Below are 23,704 nucleotides of genomic sequence, written 5' to 3' on the forward strand. Positions count from 1 at the left end.
ACGAAGGTGAAGACATGATAAACGGTACGGCGCTTATCGGATCGGCGGAAATCCAGACCGATGCACGCTTCGACGCGATCAATCCCGCAACGGGCGAGGCTTTAACGCCTGACTTCAGCAGCGCGGGACCGGATGAAGTCGCCCAAGCCTGCGGTTTGGCCGATGCGGCTGCTATCGCCTTTGCCGACACATCGCCTGATACACGCGCGACGTTCCTGGAAACCATAGCCGAAGAGATCGTCGTGATCGGCGACGCGTTGATTGAGCGGGCCATAGCGGAAACAGGTCTGCCACGACCCCGCCTGGAAGGCGAACGTAGCCGCACGACGGGCCAGTTGCGCCTGTTCGCGCAGGTGCTTCGCGAAGGAAGCTGGGCCCAAGTGACAATCGATCCCGCCTTGCCGGATCGCCAGCCCCTCCCCCGGCCCGACCTGCGCCGACGGCACCTTGCCATTGGTCCTGTGGCCGTGTTTGGGGCCAGCAACTTCCCGCTCGCCTTCTCCGTCGCGGGCGGCGACACTGCCTCCGCCCTTGCAGCCGGTTGTCCGGTGGTGGTGAAGGGTCATCCCGCCCATCCCGGCACTGGCGAGTTGGTGGCGCGCGCCATTCAAAAGGCAGTCGCGGCCTGCAATCTGCCGGAGGGCGTGTTCTCCTATCTGCCCGGCCCCAGCAATGAACTGGGCGGCGCATTGGTCGCCGACTCGCGTATCAAGGCTGTCGGCTTCACCGGATCGCGCGCCGGGGGCCTCGCCTTGGTCCGGATCGCCGCCAATCGGGCGGAACCGATCCCGGTCTATGCCGAGATGAGTTCCATCAACCCGGTTATAGTGTTTCCTTCGGCACTCAAGGCGCGCGGCGCGGCGCTTGCGCCCGCATTCATTCAGTCGCTGACGATGGGTGCAGGCCAGTTCTGCACCAATCCGGGCCTCTTGATCGCCGTGGAAGGACAGGACCTCGATGCATTCATCGAGGCCGCTGGACAGGCGTTGCTGGCGAGCCACCCGCAACCAATGCTGAGTCCAGGCATCCATGCCAGCTTCGAAGCGGGCGTCGGTGCCCTGGAATCGCATCAAGCGGTGACGCCAGTGGCGAGAGGCTGTGTCGGCGAAGGTGTGAACCAGGCGCGCGGGGCGCTGTTCCGCACGAGCGCATCGCAGTTCCTGTCCGACGCGGCGCTGTCGCACGAGGTCTTCGGCTCTTCTTCGATCATCGTCACCGTCAGCGACATGGCGGAAGCCGCGACCGTAATCGCAACGCTGGAGGGGCAACTTACCGCCACGCTGATCCTGGATGCCGCCGACGAACCGCTGGCGGCGGATATCGTTCCAATACTGGAACGCAAGGTCGGTCGGATACTGGTGAACGGCTGGCCCACGGGCGTCGAAGTCAGTCACGCGATGGTGCATGGCGGCCCCTACCCCGCTACGTCTGACGGGCGAACGACGTCAGTCGGCACTTTGGCCATAGACCGGTTCCTGCGCCCGATATGCTATCAAAGCTTCCCGACGGCATTGCTTCCGCAGGCGATCGCCGACGCTAATCCGTGGGGCGTGCCGCAGCGGATCGACGGGGCTTTGCGCTTGCCATCAACAGCGGCCTAACTCCATTATCGCCGTCAGGAAGGCACGAGTATGACGACGCCAGACAAGCCCCGCTTCCGATCGCTGGACTGGTTCTCCGACCCTGAACGGTCCGACATGGTCGCGCTCTATCTGGAGCGGTTCATGAACTATGGCATCACGCCCGCAGAATTGCGCTCCGGGCGACCCATCATCGGCATCGCGCAAACGGGCAGCGATCTTAGCCCCTGCAACCGCATTCACCTCGATCTGGCGAAGCGTGTGCGGGACGGCATACGCGATGCAGGCGGGATCGCGATGGAATTTCCGGTCCATCCGATCTTCGAAAACTGCCGCCGTCCGACCGCGGCGCTCGACCGCAACCTCGCTTATCTGGGCCTTGTCGAGATCCTCTATGGCTACCCGATCGATGCCGTGGTGCTGACCACGGGCTGCGACAAGACGACGCCCTCTGGCATCATGGCCGCCAGCACTGTCGACATTCCCGCGATCGTCCTGTCGGGCGGGCCGATGCTCGACGGCTGGCATGAGGGCGAGTTGGTCGGCTCCGGTACCGTTATCTGGCGGAGTCGCCGCAAATTGGCGGCAGGAGAGATTGATGAGGAAGAGTTTCTCCAGCGCGCTTGCGACAGCGCGCCGTCTGCCGGGCACTGCAACACCATGGGCACTGCCTCCACCATGAACGCGGTGGCCGAAGCGCTTGGCCTCTCCCTCACCGGCTGCGCGGCAATACCCGCGCCCTATCGGGAACGCGGGCAGATGGCCTATGAGACCGGTCGCCGCATAGTCGAGATGGCCTATGAGGACTTGCGCCCATCTCAGGTGCTGACGCGCGAAAGCTTCCTCAACGCGATCCGGGTGGTCAGCGCATTGGGCGGGTCGAGCAACGCACAGCCGCATGTGATGGCGATGGCCCGCCATGCAGGCGTGGAGTTGCATGCCTCGGACTGGACCGAGCATGGTTACGACCTGCCGCTGCTGCTGGATATGCAGCCCGCGGGGAGATATCTTGGCGAGAAGTTCCATCGCGCGGGCGGCGTGCCGGCGATCCTTTGGGAATTGATGCAGGCCGGCAAATTATCGGGCGATTGCGTGACCGTGACCGGCAAGACCATGGCGGAAAATCTGATGGGCCGGGAGACGCGTGACCGCGATGTCATCCGCGCCTTTGATGCTCCTTTGCGGGAGAAGGCTGGGTTCCTCGTTCTCTCAGGCAACCTCTTCGATTTCGGGATCATGAAGACTTCCGTCATCAGCGCAGAGTTTCGCACCCGCTACCTTTCCACGCCCGGTTCCGAAGGTGTGTTCGAGGGCAGAGCGATCGTCTTCGAAGGTGGTGAGGATTATCACCACCGGATCAATGATCCGTCGCTGTCCATCGATGAGAACTGCATCTTGGTGATGCGCGGTGCGGGGCCGATCGGCTGGCCCGGATCGGCGGAAGTCGTCAACATGCAGCCGCCAGACGCGCTGATCCAGCGCGGGGTGCAGTGGCTGCCGACGCTGGGCGACGGGCGGCAGTCGGGCACTTCGGACAGCCCGTCCATCCTCAACATTTCGCCCGAAAGCGCGGCAGGCGGCGGGCTGGCCTGGCTGCGGACCGGTGATATCATTCGCGTCGATATCAATAACGGGCAGTGCAACGCCCTGGTGGATGAGGCGGAGATCGCGCGGCGATTGCTGGAGGCGCCGCCGCCAGTCCCCGCGTCCAATACACCGTGGGAAGAACTGTTCCGTGAGAAGACCGGTCAAATGGCGACCGGCGCAGTTCTGGAAATGGCCGTTAAATATCGCGGCATTGCCCGGAAGACGCCGCGCCATAATCACTAGATCGGCGAGCCGGATCGGCGCTGATCCCCCAACTGTCTGAGCATAAAAAAAAGGGGGTGGCTGACGATGTGTCAGCCACCCCTTCATTATGCCGCCGGTGCAGCGTGCTTCCTTTAGAAGCGGCCGCGGATGCCCACGAGAACGGTACGACCCGGATTATATTCGTTGAACGTCGCATTGGGGTACTGGAAGTAAGAGCTTTGCGCTTCCTTGGTGATGTTAATCACGTTGACCACCACGGTCGGCAAATAGTCATTGTTGAAGATCTTGCCGAGGTCGATGTTGCCCGAAAAATCGAGTTGTGAGTAGTCCCGTCCGAAGATTGCTGCCTGCGGGATGCCGTTCTGATTTAGCGTCGAAGACTGCGACCCTTCGTTGTAGGTGTAGGTCAAGCGACTGGAGATGCCGTGGCCTTCATAATAGCCGGTCAGGGTATAGGTGGTCGGCGCCACTCCCAAGGCAACGGGTGGAACCGTACCCTCGCCCTTCTGATCGATCAGCGTCAGGTTGCCCTGTACACCGAACCCTTCGACACCGACATATTTCGTCAGGAAGTCGAGTGGCTGCGTGACCTGGAATTCAAGCCCGTTCACCTTCAACTTGCCGTCCGAATTGACTTGCTGCTGGATAACGACATCCACATTCCGGGGGTCTTGACCATTGGCGCGTGACTGCAAGGCGTCCCGTTGCGCCTGCGTCAGGGACTCAAAGTTGATGCCGAATTGTTCAAGGAAAGAGAAAGGCCGGGTCGTGAGACCATTTACCGTAAAGCCGGTGATCGATTTGCGGAACGCGGCGACCGAGATCACGCCTTCCCGCCCGGTATAATATTCGAAGCCTAGGTCGATATTGTCCGAGATGTATGGGTCCAGCTCATTATTGCCGACTGTGCCGATGTCTGCTGACGGCTGAACGAAGCTTGCGCCCGGCAACAATTGGTTGGGATCGGGACGCGTCATCGTCCGCGATATGGACGCACGGGCTACGGCCTTGCCTGCAAATTCGAACGCTATGCTCGCCGAAGGAAGGAAGTTCGAATAGACTTGGCGAGTGATCGGGAAGGTCAGGAAGTTGGGATAGCGCCCGCCATCGGCAATTGGGCCGGTGAGAGGCGTGTTACGCGGATCGGGAACGCTGACGCGGCCACCGACGAGTTGCTCGGTCCGGACGTACCGAACGCCGCCGTTCAGTCGGAGCACATTGTCGCCGACATCGATGATGCCGTTACCTTCGATAAAGGTGCCGGTCACCTTTTCCCGGATAAACCCACCGTTGGCACCGCTGCTCGATGCGCCGGTTTCCGTCGCGGAGGCCAGCAAGGCGTCGTAATTGGTCGCGCCTTTGAACTTGTCCCAGTCCACCGTTATGAAGCCGTTACTTCCGGGCAGCAGGAAGCTTGGCACCGCAGCGGTCGGGATCAACGAACCTGCATAAGTGATCGGCGGAGCGCCTGCGGTTGCGTTAGTGCCGTAACCGGCAAAGGCCGGGAACCCTGCCGGAGTGGCTACGCCGGGCTGGCTAAGCCCTGTGCAGGGCGTGGTGGTGGTGTTCGGTGCCAGCAACGTTACGCTTGGACCGTTGCCGCAGATCGCGTTCTGCCAGGGGTTCGTATTGTCGAACGGTGTGATCCGCCGCTGCGTATCGTCAAAGGATCCGCCGACGCGAACGCTGAACCGACGCTCATCGCCGAAGAGCAAGCTGCCACGAATGCCTTTGGTCTTGGTGGAGCGGTCTTCCCCATTCAGGTTGACGCGACCGCCGCCGTTCCAGCCGAAATTATTGGGATTGTTGAGGTCGATATTCGTGGAGATGGATGGGATGCCGCCATCGTTTGCATAGGTCACAGTCGCGCCGCTGCTGGGCGGCGTAATCACCAGAACCGTCGGACTTTCGCGGCGGAAGGTGCTCTTGGTGTAATTTGCCTGAATGTCGCCCTTGATCCAGTCGTTGACGACGAAATCGAGGCCCGGATTGACGCCCCAGAATTCCTGATCGTCCTTATATGGACGATATTCCAGGAAGAATTGCGAATTCGCATAAGTGCCGCCGGTGACGACGCAGCCCGTAACGCAATCTACCCGATCATAGGTCGTGTTGAGGGGAATGACTGCGCCGTTGCGTACTACCCAGTTCATCGCGGTACGCGTGAATTCGGTCGTGCGCTTGCCGTACATTCCATCGACATAGAAGTGCAGGGCATCACTCGGACGCCATTCGACCGAGGCGATGTAATTCTGACGCTTGCGATCGCCGACTTCCGTTCGCGGGCGACCCAGGCGGGGGAGCAGACCGTTGTCGATCTGATCGATAGTTGCACCCGGGTTCTGGCTCAACAGGAACGCCTGGGTGATCGGAGTGCCAGTAATAAGGCCGTTGCCCGCATTGACGGGCACTGTAGCTGGGATCGTGAAGTTGCCGCCACCTGTCGGGTTCAGCGTACCACTAGTGCGCTGTGTAGCAGTCAGATTGGGGTTGGTCCAGCCGATCGTCTCGAACCCATCGACTCGGAATCTGTTGCGGACGGCAGCAGCGCCGACCAACACGCCGAAGTCGCCAAATGTCGCGCTGGCGACGATATGACCGCGATAGCCCCACTTCTCTGCAGAGCTGACTTTGGAACCCTGCAGGCCATAGCTGATATAAGGCTTGGGGTTGTCGAAGGGCCGGGCGGAGCGCAGGTTCACCGTACCCGCTGCGCCGCCTTCCAACTGACTGGCGACAGGTGATTTGCTTACCGTCAACTGCGTGAACAATTCGGTTGGCAGCAGGTCAAGATCAACCTCGCGGCCCGTGCCCTGAGCGTCGAACCGGACGGAAGCGATGGACACTGGCGTGCCATTCAGAAGCACACGCGTGAATGCCGGCCCAAGGCCGCGAATAGCGACGTTGGAACCTTCGCCGGTGACTTCGCGGCTAATCGTGATGCCGGGAATCCGGTTCAGGGATTCGGCGATGTTGGTGTCAGGGAATTTGCCGATGTCTTCGGCGAAAATGCTGTCAGTGAACCCGACAGAGTTGCGCTTGGCATTTGTCTGGCTTTGCAGCGAGGCGCGGAAGCCCGTGACGACGATGTCCTCAGCGCCTGTCGCAGAAGGGTCGGCGGGTGGCTGAGCAGAGGAGTCGATAGCCGTGGGTGAAGTCTGCCCCGCGCCATCCTGCGTGGGCGCGTTCGCAGGCTCTTGTGCACTGCTGTTGGATGATGGAGTGGGTGTGCTGACGGTCTGCGCGAGCACGGGCCAGGCGGTCGTGACCAGCAAGAATGCCGAAACCGAGCCTGCACGACGGATATTAAGCTTCTTCCCCATACATCCTCTCCGAACAAGGCGGCCAATTTCCCGAGGCCTACCTTTGACGCCGCATTGATTCGCGACGCACTTTTGATAGCGCTATCAATTTGCAGGCGTCAATCTTTATATCGGTATCGGAGAGATCACGGCCCGATAGGACCGGATGCCGATGAGGCGTAAAAATCCGATCCATCCCTTTAAATCTCAGTGTTTAACTGGAGGAGACGGTCAAAAATGACATAAGCACGACTAGAAGGATGAAGTGATCGTCTCCGGCGACTCGTCCTCGTCGTCGCACGAGATGTGCACCAGCCTTCTGCCTTTATCCGCCGTGGCAATAACAAGATGGTAAAGCTAACATCATTCAATGTCTTCGTGATAGCGCTATCAAATCTAAGTCTGGTGCCATTTTTGTGAGCTATGACGATGGGAGAACTGCCGAAACGGCGTGTGATGGTTGTGACTGCCTGCATAACGGCGTCGTTCTCTACTGCGCGTGAAGCAGCGCCTGACGCGCTGGCAGCGGTCACAATGAAAAGGCCGGACATTACTGCCCGGCCTTTTTTTCATTCCGATGGCACGGTGGGTTATGGCATTCGCCACGCGTAAAGGGAGTGATGAGTGAGGATAAACAGCGTTTGCTTGTCCCGTCCTCCAAACACCAATTGCAGCGGCCGTTCGGGTACGTCGATCCGGCCGATTTCCTTGCCGTCCGCCGCATAGATGAACACCTGCCCGTTGGCGACATAGACGCGGCCCTGGCCGTCGGTTGTGACACCCTCTCCGCCGCGATTGGCGAAAACCTTGAGGTCTGTCATTGCACCGGCCTGCCCGATAACGCCGCTATAGGTCTTGTTCTCAGACCCATTGGTCACAAAGACGCGCTCGCCCGGCTTGCCCTGAATAAAGCCGTAACTGTCCAGCGGATCGGAGAAACGCAACCCGCGGAAGTCCGATGGACCTTGTTGGAATACGCGCCAGGCAGGCAAAACGAGGCTACCATCGGGCGAAACATATTCGCGCGTCTTGGGAAGCGCCATGTCACGGACAAACATCTCTGCTAGGATGGTGAACTCATAGGTTTTCGGATCAATCTGATCCTTGAATTCTCCGTTTACCCACCAGTTGACGGGCAGCACGGTCGCTGCGCCCCTATGCGAGGTTGCAGGCGTCGAAGGGATGACGGTCAATTCCGTATCTGGCGTGCCAGGCTTAACGCTGTAGACTGTGCCGTTGCGTCCGTTGGATGACAGGACCATCAGATTGTCCGAGCGATCCACTGTCAGGTTGACGGGATCAAGCGGCGCGTCGCGTACAATCTCGAGCTTGCGATCGTCCGACCAACTCCAGATGCGCTGAAACTTGCGGTCTATGAAATAGACGGTGCCTTTGCTGTCCACTGCCGCGCCGCCGATCGAATGGAAGCCGTCGCCGAGCTTTTCGATCTTGCCGCCCCGAAACGTGGATGGCGTGACTGGATCAGGCTTGGCCGGCACGTCCAGCACGGCAAATTCCCGCTCCCGCACCTCCAGCCCATGCGTCACATCCTGAATGGCATTCTCATAGGGAAATTTTGTCAGGCGCAGGAAGGTCGCGCAGCCATTTTCATCGCAGGTGCCAACGCCGCTCTCCGCGTTCACATGGACGTTGCGGAAGCGGATGTCGTGCGAGTTGTAGAGCGACACGGCGGTCGGCGCGGCCTTGCGCGTGCGCGTCACGCGATAGCCATGGAAGTTCGCGACGAGGATATTGTTCGAATTGCGGATTTCCAACGCTACCGCGTCGCCGCTCTCTCCCGCCTCGCCCTCGGTCTGCGGCGCGAGCAGTTCCCAGTTGGATACGCGGTTGAGGCCGATTTCGGTGCGGACATGATGTTCGACTGATGCCTGGATCAGGCGGCCGGGGGTATCCGTGTCGGAGATCAGGATGCCCGGATGCGCAAAGGTGCTGGGGCTCCAGATGTTGGCGAAAGTGCCCCCACCGCCGCGCGTGACCCACAAGCTTGCATTCTGGCCATCCCAGCGCTTAGCCGCATCGGGGTCTCCGGTCGCATTGTTGTTGTAGGGCGTGATGCGTTTGCCGTCGAACAAGTTGGTGCCATGCCCACCCTGAAACTTGATGTCGTTGGCCATCGAATTGGCCCCCGCCATCCACAGCAGCGCCGTCGCGCGCGGATTGATGCCGTTGGTATTGAGGCCAAGCCCCGCCACGATGGCATCGCCGCCCTGCGCGGTTTCGATGAGCGCCTTTGGCACGCCCACCCCTTGAAAGGCGGGCGTGCCATCGGGCAGGCCGATCTGCGTCAGGCTGGGGTGCAGTCCCAGCAGCACAGTGTCCGGCCGCAAGCGAAGCGTGTCGGTGACATTGTAGAAACCAGCGGGCAGATAGACGACGCGATGCGTGTCGATCGCCTTCTGTATCGCTGCGGTATCGTCGGTCTTGTTGTCGCCCTTCGCGCCCAGCTTTCGGACGCTGACCCATTCGGAAACCGGTGGCAGGGGACGAATGGCGGGAGCGGACGGCGCGGGCAGGCTGGCGATCGTCTGCGCCTGCATGTCCGTCTTGTACGTGCCCATCTGGCCAAGGCCCGGCAACGTCAGTCCATAGGTGAAGGACGCGACCTTATAGGCTGGCCCCTTCCCCGCGACCGTCTTTCCACTGTCGCGGAAGCGGGCGAAGGTGGGGGTGTTGGCCGCAACCACATTTTGGAAGCCGATCTGCGTATAGACATTATCTTCGTTGGAGATGATGACGCCAGCCTTCGAAATATTCTCGAACCGGACATCCTGCCCCCAGAGCCAATCGCCGTATCCCCGGTCGATCTCTATGCCGACCGGCGTGTCGCGGATGGCGACGTTGAGCAGCGTAAGTCCCGCTTCATGTTCGCGGATGGCGGCGTCGCGCTGTCCCTGAAACGTCGAATCCACCAGTGCGAAGGGCCAGGCAGGCGACGTCTTTTCGGCGAGTATGCCATAGCGGCCACCCCGAAAGTGCAGGTCCTCCGCTTCGTTCGCGACATGGTAGAGGCCAGCGAGGCCGGACCCTATGTCGAAATCCACATGGCTAACAAAGCTGTGCTGCGCAGCATGGAACCGGATCGCCGTCGCGGCGGGATTGCCCTCCATAATGCGGAAGTCGATGTTGCCTAGCGCGGAATAGAAGGTGCCAGGGTTGGCGTCCGCTATCGTCTTGTCGAATGGCACGCTGCCCGCTGGCGGGAAGGCGGCGGGCGGGCTTTGCTTGTCCGTTTCACGTGCGCTGCCGGTGAACATCAGCATATGGGCGACGCCCTTTTGAAAGCCGGGGGTATTTGCACCAAGCACGAAAACGGGCCGCTTCTCGCCAATGCCGAAGATGCGCACGCCTGGCCACAGGAAGATCGTGCGGGTGATCCGGTACGTGCCCTGCGGGACGAAGACGATCCCGCCGCCACCCTTTGCCGCCGCCTTGTCGATCGCCTGCTGGATTGCCGCGCTATCGTCGACCTTCCCGTCGGCCACGCCTTTAACAGTGACGGCACTCGGTTCGTCGGGGGCGGTAGTGTAGACAGACGGCGATGCCATGGCCACTGGCGCGACCGACAGGCACAGCAGCATGGTCGCGTAGGCTCCACTTAATCCACGATGCATCTGATAGGCTCCGGAAAAGAAGATGTCCCGGCCGTGCAGGACCGGGACAAGGTTGGGGAGAGTATAACGAGGATATCAGAAGTTGAAGCGTACACCGGCCCGGTAGATGCGGCCTAGCGTATCGTAGAGCGCCGGATTAACGTCCAGACCAGTATTGGTTTGCGGCGAGGCAACCGGATCCTTGTCGAACAGGTTGTCCACCTTTCCGTAAATGGTCAGGTTCTCTCTGATCTTGAACGATGCGCCTACGTCCACATAGAAAGCGCCCTTCATCTTGTTGTAGTCGATCGTTGGGTGGTTCGCGTCGGAAACCGGGCAAGAGGACTGGCAGACGACATACTGGTTGCCGAAAGTGCCGTCGCTGATCCAACGCTCCTGAACAGTCAGGTTGAACCGGCCGCTGTCGTAGGTTTGCACGGCAAGCCATTTCCAGTCAGGCGTATTGCCGTTGTTCGCGCCAGCCTGATCGATCGGATTGACCCCGGCAATGCCCGCACTGACAATAAACTTGCGGATATGGGTCGCGAGGGCACGGACAGTGAAGCTGCCCGGAAGGCCCAGCGGCTGCTGCCACTGATAGCTCGCCTCGATGTCGAACCCGTTTGTCTTCCACGACGCAAGGTTGAACGGCTGCACGTTGACGAAGTTGGTGCCCTGCTGACCGTTGAGTTGGAAACCGCCGCAGAAGGCCTGGTTACCTTCAAAGCAGAACCGGACGATTTGATCCGCCGTCAAGGTCGAGATCACGCCCTTCAACTTGATGTCATAATAGTCAAACGACAGGCTGAGACCGGGCAACCATTCGGGACGGGCCAGCACGACGCCGAGTTCGGTGTTCCGCGCGACTTCAGGCTTTAGGTCCGTGTTACCGATCGTGTTCTGGAAAACCTGGACCGCCTGATTGCGGAAGGGATCGTTGAAGTTCGGCAGCGTTGTCACTGTCGGTGCAGCGAACAACTCCGAAAGATTGGGCGCACGCACGTCGCGAGAGGTAACGGCGCGCAGGCGCAAACCGCTGAGCGGCGTATCCCAGGTACCACCCACTTTCCACGTCCAGACTGTGCCGGACGTGCTGTAATGCGTACCGCGGCCCGCAGCGTTCAAGTTGGCGCGGCCCATCCCCTCGCTGTCGAACAAGGGAAGATCGATTTCGAGATATCCTTCATATACCTCATATTTGCCACGCCCGTTCTTGTAGTTGCCGGCCGCCCAGTTGCTGCCCAGCGTGGAGTTGAGCAATGGGTCTGCTGGATATGCGGGACTGTTGGGGCTGAGCGAGGAGACGCCAGCGCCATAGGGATCGGCATTTACACGATAGAATTCGCGGCGATATTCGGCGCCGAATGCGACGGAAAGCGGCCCAGCCCAAAGGTCGACCGGATTGCCTGAGAAGTTCAGGCTGGCGACATCTTGTGTCAGTTTGGTGTGCTGAAACGGTCCATTGTCATGCGGTGCGACGTAAGCGAGCGCTGACGAGGACGGTGCGAAATTGCCAAAGATATTGATTGGCTGGCAACCCGCAGCCCGTGCAACCGGATCAGCACATACGATCGCGCCATTGAGCGCAGTCGCATTGGTCGCGGCCACATACCGGTTCTGCAACACGATGTCCTGAACACGGATGTCGGAGATCGTAATGCCGTGCTCGTAATAGGCGTCGTAGTTCCAGTCGGACCCGGCCACATTGAACTTGCCTTTGAGGCCTCCGACGAACCGATATTGTTTACGATCGGTGTGCACCTTCGGATCGGGGAACGATGCGTTGCTCGACCCGAAACCAAATTGCGTGATGCCGGCAGTGGCGCAACGATCACGCACGAGTTGCGGAAGATATGGGTTTGCGCACTGGACCGTCAGGCTGGCGCGGTTGTAGCCGGGACTCGGCTGGTTGCTGGTTTTTACCTGCGCCACATTTACCGAGACATAGACTTCATTGTCGTCGGAAAAATCATAGCCGATCCGACCATAGCCATTGACGCGTTCCAGCGCAGATTTCAGTGATGCGCCCGAACCTGGCGCGCCGGTCAGGTCGCCGCCGACGCAGAAGCTGTTGCCGCGGAAGCAGTTGTTGACCGCGCCGGTGCCGGTTGGTGTTCCGCCCGATCCATAATTGAAATTATAGGGGGTGCCGTTCGGGTCAAATGCAATGCCCTGCAGGGGACCATTGTTAATCAAGCCGTAGCGGGCATATTGGTAGGGCTGCGCAAAATCGCGATAATTGAATTGCGGCAGGCCATTATTGGTCTGACCAGTGTTGAGCAGGGTAGTCGCGCGATACCAGTTGCGGCTGCCCGCAAGGTCAGTGCCGAAGTCGCCTGCGCCTACGCCGCCTTCATGATCGTATTCGCCGCTCAGGACTACGTGCAGGCGATTGTCGAGGAATGCTTTGCCGAAGGCAGCCTGGACCAATCCGGTCTCATCATCCCCATATTTGGTGATGCTGCCAAGAATGTTGCCCTTGAACCCTTCGAAGCGCGTATCGGTGATGAAGTTGACGACGCCACCAACCGCATCGGAACCGTAGGAGGCCGATGCGCCCCCGGTCACCACGTCGACGCGCTTCACCAGAAGCTGCGGGAACATGCTGATGTCCGGTACGCCGGTCACGTTTGCGCCGACAACGCGCTGGCCATCCAACAGTGTCAGGGTACGGATGGCGGTGAGGCCGCGTAGGGAGAAGGAACTAAGGCCCTGCGTGCCGCTCGACGTGCTGAAAGTACCCGTCGATGCCCCGGTCGACCCCTGGAGCGAGGGCAGTTGCGCGATCGTATTGAAGATGTTGGGCTGCGCATTGTTGGCGATCTGCGCTTCGCCGATGACGGTCGTTGGCGTGGGCGCGTTGAAACCGCTGGTCGTGATGCGGGAGCCAGTGACGATCAGATCTTCGTTCTGCGGCGCGGCCGTGTCGGTCGACCCTGTTTCCTGGGTGGCCGGTTGAGCTGGGCCCGGCGCGGTGTCAACACTGTTCCCCGCAACTGTCTGTGCACTGGCGGCATTGCTCAGGCTCATCGCGATCAACGCCAACGCGCTTGCCGTTCCAAGCCGCAACCGGATGTTCATCTTGCCATTCATGTCCGTCCCCTCATTTTTCTGTCAGCGCCATCTTCGACGTCCGTTGCGATCTTCACACGCAAGCTTTTCTGGAGAGTATCGTGCCATCGGCTCCACTGCACTTACGACCTAGGTCGTAAGTGCCTTCGCGCCCGCCGTTTCAGGGTTTTACGGCATAGAGCGCATGGTGCGTCAGGATGAATAAAGTTCGTCGGTCCTGTCCGCCGAACAGGATTTGCAAGGGCCGATCGGGCACATCGATCCGGCCGCTTTCTTTGCCGTCGGCTCTATAAATGAAGACCTGTCCGTTCGCGACATAGACACGGCCCTGATCGTCCACCGCGACGCTTTCCCCGCCACGGTTCGTGAAGGGCTTCAAGTCCGTGAGCGTGCCTCCTGCGCCGACCCTGCCGGTGTAGGTGATATTTTCCGATCCATTGGTTACGAACAGCCGTTCGCCTTGCTTGCCCGCGACGAGACCGTTTGCATTCAGGCTGTCAGACCAGCGCCAACCCACATGATCGGTCGGCCCTTGCTGCCAGGTGCGGAAGGCTGGGAGTGCGACACTGCCGTCGGGCGACACATATTCGTTCGATTTGGGTGTACCGACGTCGCGCGCGAACATTTCCGCCAGTGTCGTGAACTGGTAGGTCTTGTGATTGAGCTGGTCGCGAAATTCGCCATTGTTCCACCAGTTGACGGGCAATAAAGTAGTCGTTGCGGCGGATTTCCGAACCGGCGTCGGCTCGATACGCGTAAGTTGATCCGGGGGGCCGTTAGGATCGATGGAATATACCGCTGCCTTAGGTCCGAGCGAGGACAGCACGAGCAGATGACCTGACTTATCGACGGCCAGATTAACGGGGTCGAGGGCGTGATCGCGCACAATCTCCAGCCCCTTCTCCGGCGTCCAACGATGAATACGCTGGAAGCGACGGTCAATGAAATAGAGCGCGCCCTTCGCATCTACCGCTGCGCCGGAGATCGACCAGAAGCCGTCCGCCAACTTTTCAACATTCGAACCGGATGATGCAGGCAATACGCTGGGGCTGCCGGCCGGACCGATATCGAGTTTGGCGAACTCACGCTCGCGCACGACGCGCTTGCCCGTCATGTCCTCAATCGCATTATCGAAAGGGTATTTGCTTGCGCGCAGGAAGGTGCCGCAGCCCTCGTCATCGCAGGTTGCAAAGCCGCTTTCGGCATTCACATGCACGTTGCGGAAGCGGATGTCACTGGAGTTGAACAGCTTCGCCGCGCTACGGGCGGGATGGTAGCTGCGCGTCACGCGATAGGCATGATAGTTGGCGAACAGCAGGTTGCGCGAATTGCGGATTTCGAGTGACACAGCGTTAGGCCCGTCACCCACTTCCTGTTCGGTTTGTGGTGCGAGAAATTCCCAGTTCTGTACATTGTCCAGCACGAATTCATTGCGAGCATGGTGTTCGACCGACATCTCGTACACATGCCCAGGAGTGCTGGTATTAGTGACGTAGAAGCCGGCCTGCGCGAAGGTGTTTGGACTCCACACATTGGCGAATGTGCCGCCGCCATTATCTGTGACCCAGATGCTGGGATATTGTGCATCCCATCGGCCGTCGGCAACGGGATCGCCGCTACGCGCCTGAGCCACCCCAAGCGACTTACCATCGGCAGTGGGCGTGCCGCCGCCGCCCATGATCTTCACGTCCTCGACCAAGCTGTTTGCGCCGGATCGCCAGAGCAGCGCAGATGCGCGAGGGTTCACGCGGCCAGTGAACAAGCCGAGGCCCGACAGGATGTTGTCCCCGCCGCGTGGCGTTTCGAGGATCGGCAGCACAGGGCCAAGCCCAGCATGGCGCGGATTATCGTCGGGTATGTAAAGTTGCGTGATCGCCGGGTGCAGACCGATCAGTACGGTGTCAGGTCGTAGTTTTATCTTGTTGGTGACCTTGTAGAAGCCAGCCGGGAAATACAAGATGCGGTGGCTATCGACCGCGCGCTGAATCGCTGCGGTATCATCCGCCGTGCCGTCGCCAGCGACGCCCAACCCTTTCACGTTCACCCAATCGGTCATGGAGGGCAAGTCGCGGATGGCAGGCGTGAGCGGAGCCGGAAGGGACGGCAGCGCCTTGATGTCAGCTTCGGTCTTGTACTCGCCCATTGCTCCAAGTTCTGGAATCGCTAGGCCGTAGCTGAACGACGTCACCTGATAGGCTGGCCCCTTGCCTGCGATGCTCTTGCCGCTATCCCTGAACCGCGCGAAAGTGGGCGTATTCGCCGCCACCGCATTGTCGAAACCGACTTGTGTGAAGACGTTGTTCTCATTGGAGATAAGGACACCGGCTTTGCTGACATTCTCGAACCGGACGTTCTTGCCCCACAGGGAGTCGCTGTAGCCGCGATCGATCTCGATCCCGACGGGCGTGTTGCGAATGGCAACGTTGACCAGCGTCAAATCGACTTCATGCTCGCGAATGGCCGCGTCGCGTTGTCCCTCGAAAGTCGAATCCAGCAGCGTGAACTGCCATGCGGGCGATGTCTTTTCGGTTACAATGCCATAACGACCGCCATGGAAATGAACATTCTCCATGACGTTGCCCGCTTGATACACTCCGGCGAAGGCTGTTCCCAGCCGGAAATCCATGTGGCTAAGAAAGGCGTGCTGCGCCATGCGGAAGCGCACCCCGGCGGCAGCGGGATTGCCCTTGCCCACTTCTATGTCGACATTGCTCATCGACGAATAGAACGTACCCGAATTGGCGTCACGCACGACCTTGTCGCGCGGCACAACGGTGGGCACCGGAGCGGGAACTTGACCGACGCTGTACTGGTCGCCGCCAGCGAATACGATCATCGTCGAAACGCCCTTTTGGAAACCGGGCGTGTTGGGAGCCAGCAGGATAACCGGGCGCGTGGACCCTACGCCGAAGACGCGAACGCCTGCGGGTACGACCAGCGTGCGCGTGATCCTGTAATTACCCGAGGGCAGAAAAACGATGCCGTGGCCGGTCTGATCACGCGCCTTGTCCACCGCCTGTTGGATGGCGTCGGTGTCATCGCTCCGGCCATCGCCCTTTGCCGTGACGACGACCGCATGTGGTTCGTCGGGCATGACGGGAAAGACCGAGTTGCTCGCGGCGAGCAACTGCCCCGGCGCGATCAGGGCACTCGCCGCCAACAAACCCGCCAATACCTTGCCTTTGCTCATAATTGTCTCGCAATTATTCTCAGTCCGTTGCGGTGCAAGAATAGGCGGGAGGATGCCGGCTTGGCACCTGCGACCTAGGTCGTAGTTTTCAGGTGGCCGGGTGCGACGGTATATCGATCCGAAATCATCGCGCTGCGCCGAGCATCGCCGTCTGCGAGGACGCCCTTCTTGTCACCATCCCAAAATCCTGCCCCCGGCGCGCCGCTAGCCGTCATCATCATGGGAGTGAGCGGCTGCGGCAAATCAACACTGGGCGCGTTGCTGGCGGAAGCAATGGGGTGTCGGTTTCTGGAAGGGGACGCTTTTCATTCGCCCGACGCTGTCGAAAAGATGCGCAATGCGCAGCCGTTGACGGATGAAGATCGCTGGCCTTGGCTGGACCGTTTGGCGCAGGCCGCAGTCGCAACTGCGGCGTGCGAGGGAATGGTAGTCGCGGCCTGCTCCGCGCTACGCAAATCCTATCGGGACCGACTGCGCGCCACCATCGGTGAGTCCACCTATTTCCTCTTTCTGGAAAACGGTCGTGCGGATCTGCTGGCGCGGCTCGATAGCCGTCTCGACCACTACATGCCCGCCAGTCTGCTCGATAGCCAGCTTGCCACGCTGGAGCGACCTGAAGCGGCGGAACCGGCCAAGATATTACGGGGGGATATCCATCCGGCCATGCTGCGCGATGCTGCGCTCGCGTGGCTCCGCGACAGAACCGGCCGTCAACTTTAGATCTGCTTCAAGGCATCAGGCGTTTGCGGCCTTCCCACAAATGCCACCGCATAGCGAGCGCAGCGCCATCGCCATCTCCTGCGCGTATTGCATCTACAATGACTTCGTGTTCGCGCAGCATGGTCTCGATGACCTCGGGCGGACGCGAACGGGAAATGTCCACGCCTGCCCGCATCACGCGTTCGACATCGGGCCACAGCACGTCGAAGGCTGCGATGAAGGCAGGGTTGCCCGTCGCCTGGGCTATTCGGCGATGGAGTTCCATATCCTCCACATGGGCCAGCGCGTCGGACATGATTGCCCGCTTGAGCAACATGAAGCCCTCCTCGATATGGGCCATTTCCTGTGACGATCTTCGCGTCGCAGCCAAGCGCGCCGCTTCCGCCTCAAGCACGAAGCGCACTTCGTAGCTGCCGAGGGTTGCGGGCATTTCGGCCAGCGGCATGAAAGCGGTTAGGCGATCTGATGGCCTGCTCTTGACGAAAGAACCAGCGCCGCGCCGCGCCTCAGTAATGCCATCGGAACCCAGTCGAATGAGCGCCTCCCGCACGATCGCGCGTGACACGCTGAACATCTCCGCCAACCGCGCCTCGGATGGCAGGCGATCGCCGACCTCCAACTCTTCCGATTTGATGAGTTCCACGATGCCGGAATAGGCATGGTCGGAAAGCCGCATCTGGCTCATTGCGAAACCTTCCCGTTTTAAAAGACGCTGCTCGCCGCCAATACCAAAAGCAAACCGACGACGGCGACGACCGTTTCCATAATCGACCAAGTTTTGAACGTACCGGGCATGTCCGTGCCCAAATAGCTTTTTACCAGCCAGAAACCGGGATCGTTCACGTGCGAGAAGAAGAGCGATCCCGCGCCAATGGCCAACACCATCCATTCTGGCGAGACGCCCGATGTCGCGACCAGCCCCTGCATCACGCCTGCCGTGGTTATCGTCGCGACGGTGGCCGATCCCGTCGCCAGCCGGATGCAGACGGACACGCCCCACGCCAGCAACAGCGGAGATACAGCGCCGCCAGCCGCGAGGCGCACGAGCATATCGGAGAGGCCTGCCGTCACCAGAACCTGCTTGAGTGCGCCACCCGCGCCTATCGCAAGAATTATCGAGCCAGCCGGACCCATCGCCTCCTTCCAGATGGCGTTCTGGATCGTGCTGTCGGCGATGCGTCGACCGAACAGGAGCGGTAGGGCGACGAGCGTCGCCACCAGCAGCGCAACAACTGGATCGCTGATCCAGCCAATCCAGCCCAATTGCAACGCGACCGGCTTGGGAAGCAAAGTAACCGCCTGCCCCGCTGTGATGAGGACGACCGGAAGTAGCACGGCTACCAACGCGCGCCACACCGCGGGCGTTGCAACATCGACTTTGATCGGGTCCAGCAGCGGTGGGCTGAGCTTAACGCCGGGAGCGGTAAATCGCGCCAGCAAAGGCCCAGCGATAATCGCCGTGGGAATGCCCACCATCAGTCCGTAAAGCAGAGTGAGGCCAAGATTAGCGTTCAATGCATTGATCGCCAACAACGGGCCGGGATGCGGCGGCACGAGAGCGTGGACCACTGAAAGTCCCGCCAACGCAGGTAGCATTAGCCGCAACTTGGCGGCGTCCTCGTCGCCGCCCTTGGGCAGCGCCGCCGCCGCCGAAGCCACGATTGGCAGCAGCAGCACCAGCCCGGTTTCGAAGAAAAGCGGCAGCCCGATGACCAGTGCCGTTAACAGGCTGGCCCATGGCGCACCTCGGGCGCCAGACCAGCGAAGCGCTGCTCGGGCAAGCCCCCCTGCTCCATCCGACAATTGCAGCATTGCGCCAAGACCAAGCCCCAGGGCAACGACCAGTCCGGTGCCGCCCAGAATGGCCCCTGCGCCCTTCTCAACTGCCTGAGCGGTTTCCTTCATGGGCAATCCGCTGAGAAGTCCAACCGTAAAGGCGCCGCAAAGCAGGCCGACAAAGGGATGGAGTCTGCTCCGAATGATAAGGAATATGGATAGCGCAATGCCGCATACGGCGGAAAGGACGAGCCGGTAATCCTCCGGTGTCATCGGATGGCGGATTTGCGGAAAAGCGTGAAAGCGGAGAGCTTTAGCGTCATTCGCGCCAACGCCCATGGACCGAACATCGCTCGACAAGGTGCGGCTGCCATTCCCTCCCCTTCCTGCTCAGATTATTTTTGCTTTTCAGCCTATCGCCGAAATCTGTTGGACAGCTTATAGGAAGTAGACACTGAAAAGGTACAGGATTAATTTTGAAAGCGTAAAATTTCTCTTGAACCTGTCAGACCAATCCCCCTATGGTTGCGCTAACACGAGTCTTAGCTTGGGGCTGGTCCGCCCCTATAATATCCGCAAAAGCGGAGCACAGACGGGAGAGGAAGATGCGCATCGTGTCGAACCTGCATGACATTCTCGATCACCGCGATACCGGAAGTAGCCAACAGACCACTTCCGCCAAACTGACGCCCACACAAATGAAGGTGCTGCAGGGTGTTCATTCGGGCTTGCTGAACAAGCAAATAGCCTATGAACTTGGCATCGCCGAAGCCACGGTGAAGGTTCACATGACAGCCCTTATGCGCAAGCTGAACGTGCGCAATCGGACGCAAGCCGCTATCGCTGCGGATCGCCTCGTTCGCGGGATGCAAGGTATTGCCGCGTAATCTCCTGAACGGCAGTGCGCGTTGCCGGCTTTAAAATAGGAGGACTTTGCTATGCTTATCGGTTCTCGACGGGAAATCCTCGGCGGTATAGGCGCGTTGGCCATAGGAAGCGGCGTGCCGGGGCGTGCCGTAGCCGCTCCCCGTAAGATCGGGTACGCCATAGTGGGCCTAGGTTCTTATGCGACGCGCCAGATCATGCCGAATTTCGCGGGGTGCGAGCATGCGCGTCTCGTTGCGCTGGTCAGCGGCACGCCCGCCAAGCTCGAACAATATGGTGCGGAGTATGGCATCCCGGCCACACACCGATACAGCTATGCCAATTATGATCGTATTCGTGACAATTCGGATATCGACGTAGTTTATGTCGTTCTACCCAATAGCCTGCACGCGGAATACAGTATCCGGGCTGCTCGCGCAGGCAAGCACGTCATGTGCGAAAAGCCGATGGCTATATCGGTCGCCGAGTGCGAAGCAATGATCGCTGCGTGCCGCGAAGCAGGCACCAAGCTGATGATCGGCTATCGCTCCCGCTTCGAACCTTATAATCGCTTGGCTATCGATCTTGCCCGCCGCGCTCATGTCGGCCCCACCCGCTTCATCACGGCCGAACATGGCTTTCCGATCAAGCCGGGGCAGTGGCGGCTGGACCGGCCGCTGTCCGGCGGCGGATCGATGATGGATATCGGCATCTACAGCCTTAACGCCGCACGATATCTGGCTGGCGAGGAACCTGTGGAAGTAACGGCCGTAGAGACCACCGATCGTTCCGATCCCCGGTTCAAGACTGTCGAGGATCGCCTCAGCTTCGTCTTGCGTTTCCCGTCCGGTATTCAGGCGACTTGCCTGTCGAGCTACAGTTCGGCGCACAACAGCTATCGCGTGATTGGAACGCAAGGCTGGATCGATATGGAACCGGCGACACCCTATGAAGGTCAATCCATGCGAATCCGTAAAGACGGCGTAGTCGCACCGCGAACCCTACCTGCTTCCCCTAAGAACCAGTTTGCCGGGCAACTCGACCATCTTGCTGAATGCATCATCGGAAATACTACACCGATCGTGTCCGGTGCCGAAGGGTTGGCCGATCTGCGCGTGATAGAGGCGATTTATCGATCCGCATCCGAACATCGCGCTGTTACTATCAACGCATGATAACCCGCCGTGAAATGGTCGCCGGCATGGCAACATTGCCGCTGCTCCGGACCGGACCGGTCGATGCAGCAACGGCCACCCCTGCGATCAGCCGCCTGGACCCGGCGCTCGACAAATTGATTGCGCCTGATGCCAGCGTAACCGTGCTTGCGCGCGGCTTTCGCTGGGCCGAGGGTCCGGTTTGGTCGGCCAAGGGGAATTTCCTCCTTTTTTCCGATCCGCCTGCCAACATCATTCACCGATGGAGCAGAGCGCAGGGTATTAGCCAATTTCTCAAGCCGTCAGGGCTGCAAACGCCGGTGCCGCCGGAAATTCGCGAAGCCGGAGCGAACGGATTGGCCTTCGACGATCAGGATCGGCTCGTGGTGGCAGACAGCGGATCACGCGCAATAGTCCGCATCGATCTTAGTTCCGGCAAGCGGACAACTCTTGCCGACCGGTTCGAGGGAAAGCGCTTCAACAGCCCGAACGATCTCGTCATGGCGCGCTCTGGCGCGATCTATTTCACTGATCCGCCCTATGGCCTTGCCGATGGTGACACTTCGCCGCTGCGAGAGCTGGATTTTTGCGGCCTCTACCGGCTGGCTCCGGATGGCAGCGTCGCCCTGCTCGACAGGCATCATCGGCCTAATGGGGTGGCCCTTTCTGCGAATGAGAGCATATTATATTTGGCGCTATCGGACGAGAAGCAGCCGGAGGTACTGGCCTATGCGCTGGACCCAAAGGGTATGCCCACGTCGCGCTCGCTGTTCCGCGACATGCGGCCGCAAAAGGCGGCGGGAGGTTCAGGATTGCCGGACGGCATCAAGGCCGGACCGACCGGGCACATTTTCGCCACTGGACCCGGCGGAGTTCATATCTGCACTGCACAAGGCGAGCTTCTGGGGATCGTCAGCACGGGGAAAACCATTGCCAATTGCTGCCTCGGTGAGGATGGGAAAGCCCTGTTCATGACCTCCTCGGATATGCTGGCGGTCCTGCCGCTTTCCTGAAGGTCCGGAACCGTTTTCGGGAATAGCGGCTTATAGGCAGGTGCGCCTATGATCTCGATGCCATCTGCGATCCACATCGGTTGTTCGGGCTGGAACTACCGCCACTGGCGCGGTGCGTTCTATCCAGATCGCTTGCCGGTCAAGAAGTGGTTTTCGTTCTATGCGGAGCAATTTGACACCGTCGAGATCAACAATAGCTTCTATCGTCTGCCCAAAGCTGAAACCTTCGATTCCTGGCGTCAACAAGCGCCGCCGGATTTCCAGTTTTCCGTAAAGGCCAACAGGTTCATCACTCAGGCGAAGAAGCTTAAGGATTGCGACGAGCCGCTGGCGCGCATGATCGTGCCGACGCGACATCTGGGCCAGACGCTTGGCCCAATCCTGTATCAGTTGCCGCCCATGCTGGGCCTAAACCTTGACCGGCTCGAAGCCTTTCTAAAGCTGCTGCCGGGCGACCTGCTCCATGTCTTCGAATTCCGAAACAGGAGTTGGTACACCAACGCCACGCTCGCGCTCCTCGATCGCTTCGGTGCAGGTTTCGTAGTGCATGACTTTCCCGAGACAGTCTCACCGCGCTGGGTCGCCGGGAAGCTCGTCTATGTTCGTTTCCACGGCGGCGTAGGGAAATATCATGGCCGCTATTCCGATAAGGCATTGCTGGACTGGAGCGACTGGATGATCTGCCAGGTACGCGCCGGACGATCGGTCTGGGCGTACTTCAACAATGACGTAGAGGCGGCTGCAATCAACGATGCGCTGACCTTGAAGGCGATGGTGCGACAGTCCGTCCCGGCCGCTTAAGGGCAATGGCGTCCAAATCTGCCCAATGCGCGTGGGATTAGGCCATCGGTGAAGCGTGGCCGCGCAGCTTTGCGCAATATGGTCTCAGCCAGTCATTGCCCATCGGCAAGCACTGGACAGTCGATGCTACCTACGACGCCAGCACCACGGTGCCGGGAGAGGTCCCGACAGGTGGCGTGGTGAACCCGCTGCATCCGGTTGCATCGGGAGGTTCGCTTGGGCAAGGACAGTTAAACGGGGATTATCAGGCAGTAACCCTGGGCGGCACCTATCGCGCGGACAAATGGTCGTGGAACGGCCGGGCGGAATTGCGGCGGGGCAGCGCGTCGATTATTGGGGTGCCACCAGCAATGTGTTGCGGACGCTCGGGGAAGGCAAGACGATTGCCGCCGGGTTGCGCTAATCCGAATTGACGGATCAGAGCGGCGCGAAGGCGACCTTCGGTTCTGCCACCGCAGCAATCGCCTACCGCCCGCTCGACAGCCGCTGGTCGATGCTGGAACGCCTCGAAATACGCCATGATCGCGCGGACTCCGGCATTGCGGGCGACAACGTGCTGGGCGTTCCCACCTTTGCCGATGGAGGACAGCAGTCGACTCGCGCCGTGAACAACCTGGCGGTGAATTACCGGACCGGCAATGAAGGCGCGCGGCATGGGCTGGAAGCCAGCCTCTATTACGGTGCCAAATATGTGAGCGGCCGATTTGCGGATGAGCTCGGTATCTGACGATGCAACTGAAGTTCGACCAACTCTCCCTCGGACAGGCCGCCCGTGCTTTTGGAGGGAGGGCACGGTGAGGAACGCATCT

General features: G+C 60.1%; 14 protein-coding genes. 8 read left to right on the plus strand and 6 right to left on the minus strand.

All coding sequences use genetic code 11. The features are described from left to right. Positions 1–14: 14 nt before the first annotated feature. The gene (locus tag C1T17_RS17575; protein ID WP_104954552.1) at positions 15–1,601 is read left to right on the plus strand and encodes an aldehyde dehydrogenase (NADP(+)); all 1,587 of its coding nucleotides are present in this window, start codon (positions 15–17) and stop codon (positions 1,599–1,601) included. Positions 1,602–1,631: 30 nt separating this feature from the next. After that, positions 1,632–3,410, plus strand: coding sequence for an IlvD/Edd family dehydratase (locus C1T17_RS17580; RefSeq protein WP_104954553.1), 1,779 nt, complete (start codon positions 1,632–1,634; stop codon positions 3,408–3,410). 113 nt (positions 3,411–3,523) lie between these two features. Here the strand turns inward: C1T17_RS17580 and C1T17_RS17585 are convergent, their stop codons facing one another. The 4 genes from C1T17_RS17585 to C1T17_RS17600 form a co-directional block, all read right to left on the minus strand. Further along, positions 3,524–6,715 carry a TonB-dependent receptor gene (locus C1T17_RS17585; protein ID WP_223262670.1) on the minus strand — a complete coding sequence of 1,064 codons (3,192 nt, stop codon included), beginning with the start codon at positions 6,713–6,715 and terminating at the stop codon, positions 3,524–3,526. 569 nt (positions 6,716–7,284) lie between these two features. Beyond that, entirely contained in the window at positions 7,285–10,326 is a 3,042-nt protein-coding gene (locus C1T17_RS17590; RefSeq protein WP_104954554.1) for a glycosyl hydrolase family 28-related protein, read from the minus strand. A 75-nt stretch (positions 10,327–10,401) separates the two neighbouring features. Further along, the gene (locus tag C1T17_RS17595) at positions 10,402–13,398 is read right to left on the minus strand and encodes a TonB-dependent receptor plug domain-containing protein (protein WP_223262671.1); all 2,997 of its coding nucleotides are present in this window, start codon (positions 13,396–13,398) and stop codon (positions 10,402–10,404) included. 139 nt (positions 13,399–13,537) lie between these two features. After that, positions 13,538–16,567, minus strand: coding sequence for a glycosyl hydrolase family 28-related protein (locus C1T17_RS17600; protein WP_104954555.1), 3,030 nt, complete (start codon positions 16,565–16,567; stop codon positions 13,538–13,540). A 219-nt stretch (positions 16,568–16,786) separates the two neighbouring features. Here C1T17_RS17600 and C1T17_RS17605 point away from each other — a divergent pair, with 219 nt between their 5' ends. Further along, positions 16,787–17,287, plus strand: coding sequence for a gluconokinase (locus tag C1T17_RS17605; RefSeq protein WP_189338604.1), 501 nt, complete (start codon positions 16,787–16,789; stop codon positions 17,285–17,287). A gap of 7 nt (positions 17,288–17,294) precedes the next feature. Here C1T17_RS17605 and C1T17_RS17610 read toward each other — a convergent pair whose 3' ends face one another. After that, a complete protein-coding gene (locus C1T17_RS17610) occupies positions 17,295–17,972 on the minus strand; it encodes a FadR/GntR family transcriptional regulator (RefSeq protein ID WP_104954557.1) in 678 nt (225 codons plus the stop codon). A gap of 17 nt (positions 17,973–17,989) precedes the next feature. Continuing rightward, positions 17,990–19,336 (minus strand): GntP family permease, encoded by a 1,347-nt coding sequence (locus tag C1T17_RS17615; RefSeq protein ID WP_104955340.1) that lies wholly within the window; start codon positions 19,334–19,336, stop codon positions 17,990–17,992. Between the two features lie 341 nt (positions 19,337–19,677). Here C1T17_RS17615 and C1T17_RS17620 point away from each other — a divergent pair, with 341 nt between their 5' ends. The 5 genes from C1T17_RS17620 to C1T17_RS17640 all read left to right on the plus strand — a co-directional run bounded on the left by C1T17_RS17620 (position 19,678) and on the right by C1T17_RS17640 (position 23,622). Beyond that, positions 19,678–19,950, plus strand: coding sequence for a helix-turn-helix domain-containing protein (locus tag C1T17_RS17620; protein ID WP_411269248.1), 273 nt, complete (start codon positions 19,678–19,680; stop codon positions 19,948–19,950). Positions 19,951–20,001: 51 nt separating this feature from the next. Beyond that, positions 20,002–21,102: a Gfo/Idh/MocA family protein gene (locus C1T17_RS17625; protein ID WP_104954558.1), complete on the plus strand. Its 1,101-nt coding sequence runs from the start codon at positions 20,002–20,004 to the stop codon at positions 21,100–21,102. Continuing rightward, complete coding sequence (locus C1T17_RS17630) at positions 21,099–22,094, plus strand: SMP-30/gluconolactonase/LRE family protein (RefSeq protein WP_104954559.1); 996 nt, start codon at positions 21,099–21,101, stop codon at positions 22,092–22,094. The genes C1T17_RS17625 and C1T17_RS17630 overlap by 4 nt, the downstream gene beginning before the upstream one ends. Positions 22,095–22,142: 48 nt before the next feature. Then, positions 22,143–22,895, plus strand: a complete 753-nt coding sequence (locus C1T17_RS17635) for a DUF72 domain-containing protein (protein WP_223262673.1) — start codon at positions 22,143–22,145, stop codon at positions 22,893–22,895. Between the two features lie 409 nt (positions 22,896–23,304). After that, entirely contained in the window at positions 23,305–23,622 is a 318-nt protein-coding gene (locus tag C1T17_RS17640) for a hypothetical protein (protein ID WP_104954560.1), read from the plus strand. Positions 23,623–23,704 lie beyond the last annotated feature (82 nt).

This window comes from Sphingobium sp. SCG-1 (assembly GCF_002953135.1).
GTDB lineage: Bacteria > Pseudomonadota > Alphaproteobacteria > Sphingomonadales > Sphingomonadaceae > Sphingobium.

Coding starts and splice junctions, on each gene's coding strand:
- C1T17_RS17575 (WP_104954552.1), top strand. CDS start 15: ATGATAAACGGTACGGCGCTTATCGGATCGGCGGAAATCCAGACCGAT.
- C1T17_RS17580 (WP_104954553.1), top strand. CDS start 1,632: ATGACGACGCCAGACAAGCCCCGCTTCCGATCGCTGGACTGGTTCTCC.
- C1T17_RS17585 (WP_223262670.1), bottom strand. CDS start 6,715: ATGGGGAAGAAGCTTAATATCCGTCGTGCAGGCTCGGTTTCGGCATTC.
- C1T17_RS17590 (WP_104954554.1), bottom strand. CDS start 10,326: ATGCATCGTGGATTAAGTGGAGCCTACGCGACCATGCTGCTGTGCCTG.
- C1T17_RS17595 (WP_223262671.1), bottom strand. CDS start 13,398: ATGAATGGCAAGATGAACATCCGGTTGCGGCTTGGAACGGCAAGCGCG.
- C1T17_RS17600 (WP_104954555.1), bottom strand. CDS start 16,567: ATGAGCAAAGGCAAGGTATTGGCGGGTTTGTTGGCGGCGAGTGCCCTG.
- C1T17_RS17605 (WP_189338604.1), top strand. CDS start 16,787: ATGGGAGTGAGCGGCTGCGGCAAATCAACACTGGGCGCGTTGCTGGCG.
- C1T17_RS17610 (WP_104954557.1), bottom strand. CDS start 17,972: ATGAGCCAGATGCGGCTTTCCGACCATGCCTATTCCGGCATCGTGGAA.
- C1T17_RS17615 (WP_104955340.1), bottom strand. CDS start 19,336: ATGACACCGGAGGATTACCGGCTCGTCCTTTCCGCCGTATGCGGCATT.
- C1T17_RS17625 (WP_104954558.1), top strand. CDS start 20,002: ATGCTTATCGGTTCTCGACGGGAAATCCTCGGCGGTATAGGCGCGTTG.
- C1T17_RS17630 (WP_104954559.1), top strand. CDS start 21,099: ATGATAACCCGCCGTGAAATGGTCGCCGGCATGGCAACATTGCCGCTG.
- C1T17_RS17635 (WP_223262673.1), top strand. CDS start 22,143: ATGATCTCGATGCCATCTGCGATCCACATCGGTTGTTCGGGCTGGAAC.